General features: G+C 43.8%; 8 protein-coding genes. All 8 read right to left on the reverse strand.

Going from position 1 to position 17,278, the window contains the following annotated elements:
• Window positions 1-117 precede the first annotated feature (117 nt).
• A complete protein-coding gene (locus DW930_RS06550) occupies window positions 118-5,922 on the reverse strand; it encodes an accessory Sec-dependent serine-rich glycoprotein adhesin (protein ID WP_123159603.1) in 5,805 nt (1,934 codons plus the stop codon).
• A gap of 240 nt (window positions 5,923-6,162) precedes the next feature.
• Entirely contained in the window at window positions 6,163-10,104 is a 3,942-nt protein-coding gene (locus DW930_RS06560) for a KxYKxGKxW signal peptide domain-containing protein (RefSeq protein WP_243635762.1), read from the reverse strand.
• A 186-nt stretch (window positions 10,105-10,290) separates the two neighbouring features.
• Entirely contained in the window at window positions 10,291-11,751 is a 1,461-nt protein-coding gene (gene gltX / locus DW930_RS06565) for a glutamate--tRNA ligase (protein WP_123159606.1), read from the reverse strand.
• A 98-nt stretch (window positions 11,752-11,849) separates the two neighbouring features.
• Window positions 11,850-12,632, reverse strand: a complete 783-nt coding sequence (locus DW930_RS06570; protein ID WP_023024561.1) for an alpha/beta hydrolase family protein — start codon at window positions 12,630-12,632, stop codon at window positions 11,850-11,852.
• Window positions 12,633-12,705: 73 nt separating this feature from the next.
• On the reverse strand, window positions 12,706-14,367 hold the full coding sequence (locus tag DW930_RS06575) for a ribonuclease J (RefSeq protein WP_123159607.1): 1,662 nt from the start codon (window positions 14,365-14,367) through the stop codon (window positions 12,706-12,708).
• 213 nt (window positions 14,368-14,580) lie between these two features.
• Window positions 14,581-15,069 (reverse strand): hypothetical protein, encoded by a 489-nt coding sequence (locus tag DW930_RS06580; protein ID WP_123159608.1) that lies wholly within the window; start codon window positions 15,067-15,069, stop codon window positions 14,581-14,583.
• 567 nt (window positions 15,070-15,636) lie between these two features.
• A complete protein-coding gene (locus tag DW930_RS06585; protein ID WP_048715660.1) occupies window positions 15,637-16,395 on the reverse strand; it encodes an ABC transporter ATP-binding protein in 759 nt (252 codons plus the stop codon).
• Window positions 16,392-17,258 (reverse strand): ABC transporter permease, encoded by an 867-nt coding sequence (locus DW930_RS06590; protein WP_120701529.1) that lies wholly within the window; start codon window positions 17,256-17,258, stop codon window positions 16,392-16,394. The genes DW930_RS06585 and DW930_RS06590 overlap by 4 nt, the downstream gene beginning before the upstream one ends.
• Between the last annotated feature and the right edge of the window lie 20 nt (window positions 17,259-17,278).

Consider the following 17,278-nt stretch of genomic DNA (forward strand, 5'->3'; position numbering starts at 1 on the left):
ACGAGGCTTTTCACCCCGACATTCTCAAAGAAAACCGACAAATCCTCTCATGGATCTGCCGGTATATCAGTAGAATCGAAATAAGCAAATTTTCAATTTTAAGAAAGATAATTGTATTTACTTTTTACGATGGAAAAATGAGGCCAAGCCTGCAAAGAAAGCTACTACAAGCGTGATGAACAGCTCACGTGAAGTCACTCCGAGAGAGTCCGACGTCGATTTTGCTTCGGATACAGAAGCAGCCGATTTCTCTCCAGAGGAGCTCATCTGAGGAGTCACTTGACTTTCTGAATGAGTTTGGCTTGCCGAGCTAGAGGTAGACTGACTCGTTGAAAGAGACGTCGATTCCGATAAGAGCTGGCTTACTTTTGATGAAACAAGTGTGCTCCTTGGTTCCTGAGGGCTCGCCGAAGCAGACTCGTACACCACTTCAGATACGTTTACCTCGTTTGAAGCCAAAGCGGAAACAGATGACCAATTTGATGTCAGTGACATCGAATGACTAGACGAAGCCGATCTATCTGTCGAAGGCTGGTTGGATACACTCATTTGGAACGATGCTGATGCCAATGTTGAGATAGATCCAGATGTTGAGGCTGACTCTAAGGCAGAAGCTTGCTTGCGTGAGGTTGACTCAGAGGTACTTGTTGAAACGGACTCGGAATTCAAGATAGATTCTGAGACGCTTGCTGAAACTGATGTAGAATTCAAGACTGATTCAGATGCAGTTGCTTCTGACGCACTTGTCGAAGCAGAAACGGAAACACTAGTTGATTCAGAAATCAACTCGGATACTGAAGCGGATTGAAGTTCAGAAGATTCCATTTGAGCTACTGATGCTGAAGTGCTAGTTGAGACTGACTCGGAGGCACTTGCTGAAACCGATGCTGAACTCAAGACTGATTCAGATATACTTGCTGAAACTGACTCTCTAGATTCTGAAGCACTTGTTGACGCTGAAACAGAATCGCTTAGTGATTTCGAAGTCAACTCTGATGTTTGCTTACTTGAGGTAGATTCTGAGACGCTTGCTGAAACTGATGTAGAATTCAAGACAAATTCAGAGCTACTTGTTGAGGCTGACTCTGAGGCTGAAATAGATTCCAATTCTGAGCTTTGTTTGCTTGAGGTTGATTCAGAGGTACTTGCTGAAATCGACGTACTAGCTTCGGATACACTTGTTGATGCTGAAACGGAAACACTGGTTGATTCCGAGGTCAACTCAGATACAGATGCAGAATCTAGGGCAGATTCAGATGCGCTTACTGAAATTGATTCACTTGCTTCTGACGCACTTGTCGATACAGAAGTTGACACGCTAATGGATTCAGAAAGCAATTCAGAGACTGAGGCTGATTGTAGTTCAGAAGATTCCATTTGAGCTACAGATGCTGAAGTACTTGTTGAGACTGATGCAATCGATTCCGATACAGACTCACTAGTGGACACTGAAGCAGATGTTGATGTTGACTCTAACTCAGAAGTTTGCTTGCTTAAATCAGATTCAGATACACTGATTGAAATAGACTTAGAATTCAATTCAGATTCGGACGCACTTGTCGAAGCAGAAACTGAAACGCTGGTTGATGCCGAAGCCAATTCAGAGGCTTGCGTGCGTGAAGTGGATTCAGAGGTACTGGTCGAAACAGATTCTGAACTCAAGATTGATTCGGATGCGCTTGCTGAAACTGATGTAGAATTCAAAACAGACTCGGAGCTACTTACTGATAATGACTCAATAGTGGACACTGAAGCAGATGCCGAAGCTGACGCCAACTCAGATGCTTGCTTGCGTGAAGTTGATTCAGAGCTACTGATTGAAACAGACTCTGAACTCAAGACTGATTCTGAGGCACTTGCTGAAATTGACGCACTTGCTTCTGACACACTGGTTGATGCTGAAACGGAAACACTGGTTGATTCCGAAGTCAACTCAGAGACTGAGGCTGATTGTAGTTCAGAAGATTCCATTTGAGCTACAGATGCTGATGTACTGGTTGAAACTGAATCAGAGGCTGAAACAGATTCAAACTCTGAAGCTTGTTTGCGTGATGTTGATTCTGATGTACTGGTTGAAACTGATGCAATCGATTCCGATACAGACTCACTAGTGAACACTGAATCAGATGTTGATGTTGACTCTAACTCAGAAGTTTGCTTGATTGAATCAGATTCAGATACACTGATTGAAATAGACTTAGAATTCAATTCAGATTCGGACGCACTTGTTGATGCTGAAACGGAAACGCTGGTTGATTTCGAAGTCAACTCAGAAACTGAGGCTGATTGTAGTTCAGAAGATTCCATTTGAGCTACAGATGCTGATGTACTTGTTGAGACTGACTCTGAGGCTGAAGCCGACGCCAACTTAGATGCTTGCTTGCGTGAGGTTGATTCTGATGTACTGATTGAAACAGACTCGGAATTCAAGACTGAATCAGATGCACTTGCTGAAATCGACGCATTTGTTGATGCTGAAACGGAAACGCTGGTTGATTTCGAAGTCAACTCAGAAACTGAGGCTGATTGAAGTTCAGAAGATTCCATTTGAGCTACAGATTCTGAAGTACTTGTTGAGACTGATGCAATCGATTCTGACACAGACAGGGAACTACTTAATGACTCAGAAGCGGTTTTCTCTGAAGTTGATAGAGAGCTGCTTACTGATTCCGAAACGGTTGCCTCTGAGGCTGATACCGAAGCACTTGTCGATGCTGAAGTAATTGACTCTGACACAGACAGGGAACTACTTAATGACTCAGAAGTGGTTTTCTCTGAAGCTGATAGAGAGCTACTTGATGACGCTGAAGTGATTGACTCCGATACAGACAGCGATCCACTCTCTGATTCAGAAGCGAATTTCTCTGAAGCTGATAAAGAGCTACTTAATGATTCCGAGATGGCTACCTCTGATGCTGATACCGAAGCGCTTGTCGATGCTGAAGAGATCGACTCCGATACAGACCTGGATCCACTCACTGATTCAGAAGCGGACTTCTCTGAAGCTGATAAAGAGCTACTTGCCGATGCTGAAGCGATTGACTCTGATACAGATAAGGAACCACTTAATGATTCAGAAGCTGACTTCTCTGAGGCTGATAGAGAGCTACTTAATGATTCAGAAACGGCTACCTCTGATGCTGATAGAGAAGCACTTGCCGATGCTGAAGTGATGGACTCCGATACAGACAGAGATCCACTCACTGATTCAGAAACTAACTTCTCTGAGCCTGACAAGGAGCTACTTACCGATTCGGAAGCTAATGCCTCTGATGCCGATACCGAAGCACTTGTTGATGCTGAAGAAATCGATTCTGATACAGACAACGATCCACTCTCTGATTCAGAAACTAACTTCTCTGAGGCTGACAAGGAGCTACTTACCGATGCTGAGGCAGAGACCTCTGAATCATTCTGCAAATCAGACTGAGAAGAAGATAGCGATTGAGATTCGAGCACCTGTGAAATGGATAGGCTATCTGATGCTGAATCACTATTTGACATCGACTCAGATAAGGAGGTTGATTGACGAGCCGACAGAGAAACAGCTGCAGATAGAGATTGAGACTCTGAAGCAACTACTTGTGAGCTGCTTTCTGAGTAGGAAAGACTATCTTGTGCTGACATCGAATGAGAAGCTGAATAACTGAGTGATTGAGATCGCAATTCAGAAGGAGTCATTCTTCGGTAATAGTAATTCACACTCTTCGATGGCGAGTAACTCACCCCGGTCGAAACTGTATGATAAAACTTAGAAAATCCGTCAGCGCCTTGCAGTGATGCATCATCACCCACAATATGGCTACCACTCAGCTGTGCCTGCTTTTCTGGAGCGGAAGTATATGGTTTACGAAAAGAATATTCCTTACCCGTTTTTTCATCCGTATAGCTTACCTTCTCTGTCAAGGAGAACCAACCTGAGATTTTTAACTTAAAGTTTTTTCCATCTGAAAAATCAGGAGTAACTGTAAGAGAATAATCTTCTTTCTTGCTTTTTACCTCTCGCGTCTCAAGATGTTCAAAGGTTTCATTCCAATGATCGTTTCTAAAGGCCTTTTCATACACTAAGGTATAATTTGCAAGATCAAATACTGTACCGTTATCTCCTTTGCGGTAATTCCATAGTTTAGAAGGATCCAAGACATAGTATTTTAAGGTATAATCACCATTTGGACTCGTTACTTCTCGGACAAGCTTAATATAGTGGTCTCTTGCCCCTCCTCGATAGGTTTCGACAGTCTGTTTCCCGACTTCACTAAGATCAAAGACACCAGACATCTTATTCTGATGATAGTCTACCAGTGGAACTTGCACAAATCCGTCCAATTGTCGAGCAGCTGAAGCTGTGTACTCCTGACCTTCAATACCAACCTGGGCATAAGAGGCCAAAACAGTTTCTCTACCATTCGGAACGTAAGCTCCTTGCCGGAATTCTCCCTTGTCGTCAACGAGCTTGTAATAAGTGACGTGTTCAGCACTTCGTGATGGGACAATTGATGCTACGGTCGATGGTGCATAAATACCTACATTCTTAGGTTCTACCACATCATAAAGCTGATGGATCATAAACTTAGGAGTCTGGTAATCCACACTTTGCATCCGTATAACTCCAGGTTTCCCATCATCATAAATTGAGTAAGAAACCCTATATTGGCGGTTTGTATCTGAACCTGTTAATTCCTTTGGTAAATCAAATTCAACCACACTATTTGCTTTAACTGTTTGAGCAAAAACCTCCGTACCACTAGATTTTTTAACCAGACGGAAGTATACATCGAGACCTTTAGGAGTAGTTGAACCAATCGAGCTACGGTCGACGGATAAGGTTGCATAATAATCCAGAGGGTCCGGCTTCACTCGATTAACGAAATCCCAAATAGCAAAGGTATAGCGCGTCACATCATGTTTCTCAGACAGAGACTTAAGAGTCACAGGATCGAGATTTATTACCGATTTATCTAAATTCGGATCCTTTTCTATGTCTTCATATTTCAAAGCAACGTCTTCTATGCTAGCCCCGTTTCGATCATCCAAATTAGGAGTGATATTGGACAACTCTTTAGAGTCTGTTACGATTTCATAAATCGGTGCCAACTGAGCTGCAATAGCAGGTTTGCCGTTTACACTGCTATTCCCCACAAAACCTGTCGCTTTCAGTACAAGCATCATTTCATCAACAGACTTATTTAACCGTTGACGTTGATCCACATAGGCTTGCATCGCCACATGTTCATTAAGCAACTGAGTACCAGTTGACAATTCTGTTTGTACCTTAGCAATCGCAACTGAGAGAGCTGTTTTCTGATCCGCATCTGCAAGGTTTGAGGCATGATTTTCAGCCATCTGGGTCAATAAGGTAGCCTCTGACATATTCTGTTCCAGGATAGCCTTATCCGTTGCTCCTAGAACCGTTTCGGTCGTTTCCTCGTTTGACTCTGATGTCGTCAATGTTTCTGAAGTAGATTCACTCTGAGACACAGAAAGACTCTCAGATGTTTGCTCGCCTAAAGAGGCAGAAGAACTTGTCGATTCTAGACTTTCTTCTGACATTGATCTAGCATCAGATACAGAACCAATCACCAAGCTATTCGCTTCTGCTAAGGTTTCTTTCTGTAATTCAGAAGTTGTAGCCACATCAACACCTGCTTCATCCGCATAAGCCGTATTGATAATGGCGGTGGCACCAACAGTTGCTCCCGTCGCCAATAAGCCTTTCAGTACGAATTGACTTGTAGAACGGATCACATACCGCTCCTTATCTGACTTCGTTACGACTGTTGTTTTTACTTCTCCACGAACAATTTTAAATAAACCTAAGGTAGAATTTTCAGATCGAACCCAATGCTTCCCAGACTTGATTAACTTGAAACGAGTCGTTCGATCCAGCTCCCTAACTTTTCCATTTAAACGTTTAAATAACATGAATATCCCCTAAACATTATAGTCATTAATATTATACATCATTACTATACATATTCAAGTAATTTGAGGTAGATAACCATTCAATTTTCAAAAAATTTCCTTCCCAAAAGTAATTCCGTTTTCTTTTACTAAAATCCGTGAAATCTACTAGGGTAAAATAGAAAAAAAGAACCTCAAAATGAGATTCTTTTGCAGACACTTTGAATACTAGACGGTTATTTTTCCTATAAAGAAATACCATTACTCTTCCTCTTCTTTTTTACGGCACCCCAATAGAGTTAGTCCAATGAAAGATGCAAGAGTAGCAAATAAGGTTGATGCTGTAGATTTCTTTTCACCAGTTGCTGGAAGAACGGTTTTCGATGAGCTTTCTTTATTGGATAGGATCACTGGAGTAGAAAAGGATAGGGACTGAATGAGCACTCCCGAAGTCCCACCAGAATGAGCTTCACTTGCTGAATCTAGCATTGAAACGGACTGAGAATGACTGATTGACTCTGATTGTCTATGCGAATTAAATGAGGACTCTGAAAGGGTTTCACTTCTTGAGATAGAACCACTCAAGGATTCTGATGACGACTCGGTTAGACTGAGTGAATCAGACTGACTGTTAGACCTAGACTCCGGTGTCGAAACGGACTCGCTTGATAGAGCAGATTGACTCGAAGAACTCGAGATAGATTCTGAACTCCTTACAAACTCGGATTGAGAAGCCGACATAGATTCACTGGCGAAAATTGAGGTACTCATGAATTTAGAGACTGACTCTGATAACATGGCTGATGTCAGCTGGCTTGTCGACTCGAACTGGGAAGTTGAATCCGACTCTCTTGTAGAATCCAAGGTACTCAAAGAAATGGATTCTAATTCAGAACTACTTTCCGATTGACTATCCCAGACAACTTGAGAAGCTGAAACACTTTGAGAGTCTGAAAGGGATTCTAAGATACTTGCCGATGCAGACTGGCTTACTGACTCGGATTCTGAGGTAGAAAGAGACTCACTCGCGGAAACTGATGTGCTTAACGATCCTGAGACTGATTCTGATACACTTACCGATACCGATCGACTGATCGACTCTGACTCAGACGTCGAAATAGACTCACTCGCGAAAACCGAGGTACTTAAAGATTCTGAGACTGATTCGGAAACAATTGCCGATACCGACTGGCTGACCGACTCGGATTGAGAAGTCGAAACTGACTCACTTGCCGAAACCGAAGCACTCAAGGAGTCGGAGAATGATTCTGAACTACTTGCCGATACCGACTGACTGATTGACTCAGATTGAGAAGTCGAGATAGAATCACTTGTGGAAGCAGAGGTACTCAAAGAGCCTGAGACTGAATCGGAACTACTTGCGGATATAGATTGACTGACTGACTCTGACTCAAAGGTCGAAATTGATTCACTGGCGGAAACAGAGGTACTTAAAGATTTCGAGACTGAGTTGGAAACACTTGCCGATACCGACTGACTGATCGACTCTGACTCAGAGGTCGAAATTGATTCACTTGTTGAACCAGAGGTACCCAAAGAGCCTGAGATTGACTCTGAAACACTTGCCGACGCAGACTGGCTTACCGACTCTGACTCAGAGGTCGAAACTGAATCACTCGCGGAAACAGAGGTACTCAACGAGTACGAGACTGATTCGGAAACAATTGCCGATACCGACTGGCTTACCGACTCTGACTCAGAGGTCGAAACTGAATCACTGGTGGAAAGCGAGGTACTCAACGAGTACGAGACTGAGTCTGAAAAACTTTCCGAGACTGACTGACTGATCGACTCTGACTCAGAGATCAAAACTGAATCACTGGCGGAAACAGAGGTACTTAAAGATTCTGAGACTGAGTTGGAGACACTTGCCGACGCAGACTGGCTGATTGACACTGACTCAAATATCGAAACAGAATTGCTTGTAGAAACTGAAGTACTCAAGGAGTCCAAGACTGACTCGGAAACACTTGCCGACGCAGACTGACTGATTGACTCTGACTCAGAGGTCGAAACTGAATCACTGGCGGAAATCGAGGTACTCATGGATTCGGAGACTGAGTTGGAGATACTTGCCGAGGCCGACTGACTGATCGACTCGGATTGAGAAGTCGAAATTGACTCACTCGTGGAAACAGAGGTACTCATGAATTCGGAGACTGAGTTGGAGATACTTACCGACGCAGACTGACTGATCGACTCTGACTCAAAGATCGAAACAGAATTGCTTGTAGAAACTGAAGTACTCATGGAGTCCAAGACTGACTCGGAAACACTTGCCGACGCAGACTGACTGATTGACTCGGATTGAGAAGTCGAAACTGAATCACTGGCGGAAATCGAGGTACTCATGGATTCGGAGACTGAGTCGGAGACACTTGCCGACGCAGACTGGCTTACCGACTCCGACTCAGAGGTCAAAACTGACTCACTGAAAGAAATCGAGGTACTCATGGATTCGGAGACTGACTCTGAAATACTTGCCGACGCAGACTGACTGATCGACTCTGACTCAGAGGTCGAAATTGACTCACTCGTGGAAACAGAGGTACTCAAAGATTTTGAACCACTTACAGATGTTGACTGACTCTCAGATACCACCACACTGACTGATGTAGACTCACTCTCTGAGGCCACAGCAGATTCTGAAAGTCTTTCTGATTCTAAAACACTCAAAGATTGAGATGCCGCTTTTGATACCGAGAGACTTGTAGAAAGCGAGGTGCTTTGAGAAGCGACGATTGATGTTGAAGCACTCTCCGATTCTGAATAGTTCTCAGACAAAGACTCTGATAACTTAGCCGATTGTGACCGCATTTGAGAAGTACTTTGCGCTTCAGATACGCTCTGTGAATAACTCACCGAGAGCGACTGCGTTCGAGGATCCTCTGTCAAAGGCACCTTCACAGTATTAGACGTATTATCCTTGAAGACAACCGCAATTTCTCCAGTTGCAGAGACTGAATAGCTCTTAAAATCTTTAGACGCCAAGAGACGTGGATTTGCCTCCTTAAATTTTTCCAAAACCTGCGCTTTTTCTGATTCTGTCAGATTGGTCAAATCGGTCACTTGAGTATTAGAAGTCACCGGAGTAATCGGATTTCGGATGCCATCATTTTGAGGTAAGACTTTAATGCGGAAAGAACGGTCGAGAAACTGATTTCTAGAATTGGTAAAACGAACCGTGATTGTATAAGTTTTCCCAGGTTCGACAACCTCTGTACCTCCGACTTTCCCTTCGATCAACATGGGAGCAAAAGGCGATTTCAAGGTTGCGTTGGGAACGAGAACCCCATCAACCCGTTCACTGTTGGGAGCATAGCCCATATAGGTGAGAATAACGCCACCATTCTGCTCTCTCACAATATATTGCAACTTAATCGAATCAGAATTATAAGCTGTGATCAGATGATTATTTGCCGGACCACTCATGACAAATGGAGTACGAAATGCACTGTCCACTTCTAAGGCACTACCTGTACGCGGATCTCTCTTCCCTGATTGCTCTCTTAACACAGCATTGACCAAGCGATTCCGAGCAGATTTCGCCTGAAGAAGAGTCACCTCTCCATCTTGATTCGGATCGGCTAATTGGTTACGGATCGCCTCTAGAGCTCCTTCCGCTTCCAACACAAGTCCTTCTCCATCCTTCAATTCTTTCGCTTGCTCTATATACGAATAAAGATCCCGGGCAATACTTTGAAGCTGTTTTTCCCGAGCAGGATCTGAGACGGCTACAGCCTTTTGATTCCCATTTGAAAGGACGCTAGCTTCCGTCATTGAAGTAGAGCCTACTTCTGAATGCGTCATGGACAAAGTAGTAGAAAGAGAGCCACTCTGTGAGTCTAATGGAGACCACTCGCTCGTAGACAGACTCGTCGTTGACGACTGTCCCACACTGCTCAGCACTAAGCTATCTTTACCTACTACTCCCAGTTCCGAAGCTATTTCTGACTGTAAAGTTGGACCTGCTAGCTCATCAGCATCCGTCGGATGCACGATTGACGTAGCACCCATAATAGAACCAGTAGCAATCAAACCTTTTAAGGCTATAGATCTTGGCGCATCCACACTAGAATGATTGGCAACATCTCTTTCTTTTTTAGGGCGCAAAAAAGAAGCATTCGAACAGGCTACTCGAATCCAATGTTTCCCTGATTTCACTAATTTAAATCTTGTCACTCTATTCCATGTTTTTTTTAGCAAGGTAAGGATGCCCCTCTCTCCTCAAAAATTATTCTCTCTTGATTATACATGATTGAATCCTATTTTCAATCATTTTGGCTATATCTATGCTCTATCTCAGCAAAAAAGCCATCGAATCGATGACTTTTTAGAAATGAACAGCATATTTTCAAAAGTTGAATTCTATTTTGCAATTTCTTCCAACATTTTTTCAATGTGCTGGATAGATTTTTCACGGCCTAGCAAGTAGATGGTATCTGGCAATTCAGGACCATGCATTTCCCCTGAAACAGCGATACGGATCGGCATGAAGAGATTTTTCCCTTTGATACCTGTTTCCTTTTGAACCGCTTTGATTTGTGGGAAAATATTTTCTACCACAAACTCTTCGTCTGACATAGCCTCAAGTTTTGCCTTAAAGGCTTCAAGTACAGTCGGAACCGTTTCACCAGCCATAACTTCTCGTTCAGCTTCTGTCAATTCTGGGAAGTCTGAGAAGAAAAGGTCTGTCAATGGAACGATTTCGTCCACTGACTTCATTTGTGGTTTATAGAGTTCAACCATTTTTTCAGCCTTATCCGTCAAACGACCAGCTTCTTCAAGGAATGGTTTGGCCATTTCAAAGATAGTTGCCAAGTCAGCTCTCTTAATGTAGTCGTTGCTCATCCAGTCTAGTTTCTTCTGATCAAAGGCTGCTGGAGACTTGCTAAGGCGGTTTTCATCAAAGAGTTTGATGAGTTCTTCGCGAGAGAAGATCTCGTCCTCTCCACCAGGGTTCCAACCAAGAAGAGCGATAAAGTTAAAGACTGCTTCTGGAAGGTAACCTTTCTTACGGTAATCTTCGATAAATTGAAGGGTATTAGTGTCCCGTTTAGACAACTTCTTACCCGTTTCAGAGTTGATGATCAAGGTCATGTGACCAAACTCAGGTGCTTCCCATCCTAGCGCTTCATAAACCATGAGCTGTTTTGGTGTATTGGCAATGTGGTCATCTCCACGGATAACGTGAGAGATTTGCATATCGTGGTCATCGATGACAACGGCAAAGTTGTAAGTTGGGTAGCCATCTTTCTTTTGGATAACCCAGTCACCACCAATATTGCCACCTTCAAACTCGATATCGCCTTTGACCATATCATGCCACTTGTAGATACCTGACTCATTAACAGCTAAACGAACTGTAGGAACAATACCCGCCGCTTCACGTTCAGCGATATAAGCTGCTTTTTCTTCTTCGCTCATACCAAGGTATTCGTTGATGTAACGAGGTGTTTCACCAGCAGCTTCTTGGCGTTCACGTTCCGCTGCTAATTCTTCTTCTGTAACGTAAGATTTGTAGGCTTTTCCTTCAGCCAAGAGTTGGTCAATGTATTTTTGATAGAGTTCCAAACGCTCAGACTGGCGGTAGTTCTCATTCGTCTCAGGACTTTCATCCCAGTCCATGCCCAACCAACGAAGGTTTTCAAGTTGGGAACGTTCGCCGTCTTCCACATGTCGCTTGCGGTCCGTATCTTCAATACGGATGATAAAGGTTCCACCATGGTGGCGCGCATATAAGTAGTTAAACAATGCAGTACGGGCATTACCGATGTGTAGTAGTCCAGTTGGACTTGGTGCATAACGCACACGAATATCTTTAGTCACGTATATTTCTCCTAATTGTTCATTGATTCTGGGCTTCTCATCTAACTGGCCCAGGCACTTTTCACTCTATTATAGCATATCTCCGAAGGAGTAGCTTCCTAATCGAGTCGTTCTTCTAGTTCAAAATCGATCGGCAGGGTTGCTAAGAAATGCTCCAACTCCCGCTCCCAATAAAACCATTCATGTTTTCCTGGCCCATGGCTATAGGTGATATCAAATCCGAGGTCCTTCAGATGATCCACAGCTGTATTGTTGGCCTCATACAGAGCATCTTGCTCTCCACACCAAGCCCATAAGACCGTCTTTTTATCTGAATACTTGTCCGCAATACTTTCCAAGGAGTAAGGACTCGTCGTCCAATCTTCTAGCTCTCCAAAGACCCCTTTCCAGTAAGCTGCACTTCCAAGGTCGGTGTCTGCCAGTTGACGCCCCTCAAAGCTAAGAGCACCAGAAAAGCTAGCAGCATGCGAGAAGCGATTGGTTTGAAGGGCCAGTTTGAAAGATCCATAGCCCCCCATCGATAGACCAGCGATAAAGGTCTTCTCTCGTTTCTTGGTCATATTGGGGAAGAAGCGTGCCAAGGTCTTAGGCAGTTCCTCTGCAATGGCTGTGTAGTAGGGATAACCATACTGAGTATCCGTGTACCAACCATTATTGGTATTAGGCAAGACGACAATCAAATTGGTCGAACGTAGAATCCGTTCTACATTGGTCCGTTTCAACCAGGAGTACTGATTACCATTCATCCCATGAAGGAGATAGAGGACCGGGATATCTTGATCATCCGGATTTTTCACTCGAGACGCATCTGGATAGAGGACGTTGATCCCCCACTCCATTGCGAGCGCTTCTGAATAGTATTCAATCTGCATTACTGCCATCTATCTTTCCTCACCATTTCTTTCTTCCTTGACAAGAAAAAGCCGACGATCGACTTTTCCTCTTATGTTCATCCTAGCGTACTTCCATGATTACTGGCAAGATAGCTGGTCGACGTTTGGTCTGGTCAAAGAGGTACTTAGCCAAACTATCACGAACAGCACCCTTGAGCTCACCCCAGTCGAAGCTGTCCTGAGCTAAGTATTCTTCCACACTTTGGTTGACAATCTCTGCACTTTCGCGCAAGATATCGCGACTCTTCTTCACATAGATAAAGCCACGGGTGTGAACTTTTGCCTTCGAGATGATGCGTTTCTCACGACGGTTAACCGTAATAGCCACAATAAAGATCCCATCTTCTGAAAGGACTTTCCGGTCACGGAGAACGACATTCCCAACATCTCCAATGGCATTCCCATCGATGAGGACATCTCCAGCAGAGACACTACCGGCAGGAACGAAGTCACCATTGTCATATTCCATGATGGTGCCTTTCTTCGGAATGAAGATATTTTCAGGCAAAATCCCCACTTCCATAGCAAGCCGTGCGTGGGCATCCAATTCGCGGTATTCCCCTTGTATTGGGAACAGATAGTTCGGACGAAGGAGGTTGATCATCAACTGCAAATCACGCGCATTTCCATGTCCTGATACACGCAAGCTTTGAGTAATTTGTTTCACTACTCCGCCTGCTTGGTAGACCATGTTTTCTACACGTGCCATAACCGCTTCTTTGGCGATAGATGGAGTCGTTACGATATAGACCAAGTCACCATCCTTGATTTCGACATAACGGTGACGGCCAATGGACATCTTACGAAGTCCGTTGATCGGCTCACCCATACGTCCAGTTTCAAGAATAATCAATTCATGATCCTCAAAACGAGACATTTCTTTTGGCTTGATCAACAATTTTTCGTTGGCCAAAGAAAGCTTATTTAAACGAATCCCTGTCCGGACGATATTTTCTACGTCAAATCCAGTCAAAACAACCCGACGCCCTGTCTCTGCAGCTGCGTCAAAGACCTGCTGGATCCGTGATAGGTTACTAGCAACAGCAGCAACAATGACACGGCCATCCCAGTCCCCAATGGTATCCAGGATTTCATCTCCAACTTCTTGCTCACTAGCAACTTGAATCTTGCTATCTGCATTGGCAGAATCACTCAGGAGCGCCAACACCCCTTCACGACCAATCTCTGCTAAACGACCAAAATCTGTCGCATAAGACTCACTAGCTGTTTGGTCAAACTTGAAGTCTCCTGTATAGACGATATTTCCCTCAGGAGTCTTGATGACAATTCCTAAACTTTCTGGAATGGAGTGGGTGGTCTGGAAGAAGGAAACAACAGTTCCTCCAAAATCAATTTCTGAATTGGCATCGATCACATGGAAGTCATTGAACTTCTTGACACTGTCATTGCTCTTGACAAAGAGCTTGGCCAACTCGACGGTCAACTCCGACCCAAATACGGGAACTTTAGCTTCCGCTAAAAGATAGGGAAGAGCTCCGATGGCATCCGCATGCCCGTGCGTTAAAAAGACTCCTGCGATACGATCGCTATTCTCAAAGAGGTAGTCCATGTTGGGAATAACAACATCGACCCCTAGTTGCTCATTTTCTGGATACTTGAGTCCAGCATCCAAAACAAAAATAGAGTCATTTACTTCAGCTATGTAGAGGTTTTTCCCGTTTTCACGGACTCCACCTAAAGTAATCAACTTAATGTTACTCATGTTTTCTCCTTTATGTGATGGTTCATACTTACGGTCCTTGGCTCACCAAGTCGAATTACAGTTTTGCAAATTTCTTGCATATCTAGAACATTATACTATTTTTTCACGATTTTTTCAAAAATCAGATCAAACAAAAGCCCTCCATCATCTGATAGAGGACCCTTTATTAAGACGAAGATCAAGAGCCTAGATTGTCAGCTTGGTAAAGAAACACTAGTCCGTATGATAATCATTTTTCTTATTCTCAATCACCCGTATCGCCGCCTTGATCACGTGAAACTCATTTAGCAGTTCTTCCAAACGCTGGTAATTCCGATCACTGAGAGCCCCCTTCTTAAGGGTTTGAGACAAGCTATAAAATCGATCCAGATGCTCTTCAATATTGGCTAGTAACTCTTTGGCTTCTTTCAAGCGATAGCGATTCAGGAGCTTACTTTGACTATGTTTATAGGCTAGCACATTCTCACGATGAATATCTTGACAGACCTCCTTCTGCTCTTCATCCACCGTCAAATTGACAGCTTGGAAGCAGGTAATAAATTCCCGATTCTTCAGATCACACACAAAGACGACACCGTCCTCTGCTACATAGGCTTCCGTATCGGGCCGTTGATCGAAACTGCTATCAAAATGATGAAGCGAGGGCACGTGTTGATTGACCCAGCGTCTCAACTGATCTTCATCGACTCCAAATCGTTCCATTGCTCTTTCTTTAAAGTGATCTCGACAGCTATATTCATGTGCATACGGCAATCCCACTGACCTCACCTCGACTTTCTACCATGACAGACAAAAAGACCTCCAGTCTTACGGGACTAGAGGTCTGGTCTGCTTCACTGACAAGAGGCGATTAACCATTCAGGCTAACGAAAACAACAGTTATGATTTTCATTTCTTTTTATGGTACGTTTTCACATACCAGAGGTTTTCTTTGCAATTTCTCTTTCAGTTTTGTTACAAAGTACTCAGTTGAGCATACCGAAGTTCGAAAACCATCTAAAGCTTCCACTACTATTTCCACGTATTTCAATGTCATTTAGTAAGTTAAGCAGACTTACTTGACGGCTCAACCGATTCAACATTTCCGACGTTCTGGCTTTTTTATAAAAAGCACAATCAAGTGTCAGCGAGGCAAACCTATAACGAAGTAACCTAATGTATGAATCTATAAGGCATTGGTATCAACCCCTTCTCCCTTATCTTCACCTATAGTATACTCCTTTAATATTGGTATTGCAAGCGATTACACGCTGAAACTAGTTTCTAAATTTATTCAAAGAAACGGTAGTAATCAGACAGGTCCATCTTAGCCTTTTCCTCTTGGTTCAAGTCCTGGATAATCTTTCCATCCTTCATGACAATCAAGCGATTCCCGTACTTGAGCGCATCTTCCATATGGTGGGTAATCATCAAGGCAGTCAGTCGATCCGATTTGACAAATCGATCCGTCAGCTCCATCAAGGCCTGACTCGTCTTGGGATCGAGAGCAGCTGTATGCTCATCCAAGAGCAAGAGTTCAGGACGCTTCAAGGTAGCCATCAACAGGCTCAAAGCCTGACGTTGTCCACCAGATAAGAATTCTACCGCCGTATCAACATGCTTCTCTAAACCATTGCCAATCTGGCTCAAAACTTCTTTAAATTCGTCTTTGTACTGGGCAAGACGACGAGGAACCAAGCCCCGCTTTTCTCCTCGGAATTTTGCAATCAGGAGATTCTCGGCCACTGTCATTCGAGGGGCTGTCCCCATCTTTGGATCTTGGAAGACACGAGATAGGTATTTGGCCCGTTTTTCTGGACCATAGTGAGTCACATCCTCTCCCTTGATCAAGACTTGACCACTGGTCAGAGGAAGGGTCCCAGCCAAGGTGTTGAAGAGGGTTGATTTCCCAGCACCATTGCCCCCAAGAATAGTGATAAAGTCATGCTCATGAATCTCCAAAGAGACATTATCCAAAATGACTTTTTCTTCATTCAAGCCATTATTCACCACGATAGTGGCATTTTTTAATTCTACAATTGCGGTCATTTGCTGAGTTTGACTCCTTTCAGCAGTTTCTCTTTAAAGGTTGGAATCATGAGACAGATCGCCAAGATGATAGCACTAAAGATACGGATGTAGCTAGTATTGACCCCAATAGCAATCACAGCCCAAATCAAGAATTGATAAATGATCGATCCAATAACGATACTGAGTAAACGTTCTGCTAAGGTCAGTTTTGAAAAAAGAACCTCTCCGATAATCAAGCTAGCCAAGCCAACGACGATAACCCCTATCCCTCGAGAAGCATCTGCATAGCCTTCTTGCTGGGCCATCAAGGCACCTGACAAGGCAATAATCCCATTGGAAACCACTAGCCCCATCAACTCCATCCGACTGGTATGGATCCCAAAGCTTTTAGCCATCTCAGGATTGTCCCCTGTCGCAATATAGGCCTGCCCCAGTTTGGTATCTAAAAAGAAGAGCATAGCAGCAATCACCAGAGTCACAAAGATGATCCCAATGATAATCTCGTTCACACCACTGGCGATAGGAATCATATCTTGGATTTTTGAGTAGCCAAGCAAACCCAGGTTGGCCCGTTGCATCACAAAGAGAATGACTGAGTTACAGGAAGTCATCACCAAAATCCCCGATAAGAGCGTCGGAATCTTCCCTTTGGTATAAAGAAGACCTGTTGCTAATCCAGCCAAACAACCCGCACCAACGGCGGCTAGGGTGGCTAGCAAAGGATGAACCCCTTTGGTGATCAGAGTTACCGCAACGGCTCCCCCTAATGGGAAAGAGCCCTCTGTAGTCATATCTGGGAAATCCAAGATACGAAAGGTCATAAAAATCCCCAATCCCAAAATAGCCCAGATCAAGCCTTGTGAAATAATCGAAATAAGCATATCTTTGTCCTAACTATTGT

The sequence above is a fragment of the Streptococcus sp. AM43-2AT genome (genome assembly GCF_003603405.1).
Classification (GTDB): Bacteria; Bacillota; Bacilli; order Lactobacillales; family Streptococcaceae; genus Streptococcus; species Streptococcus ilei.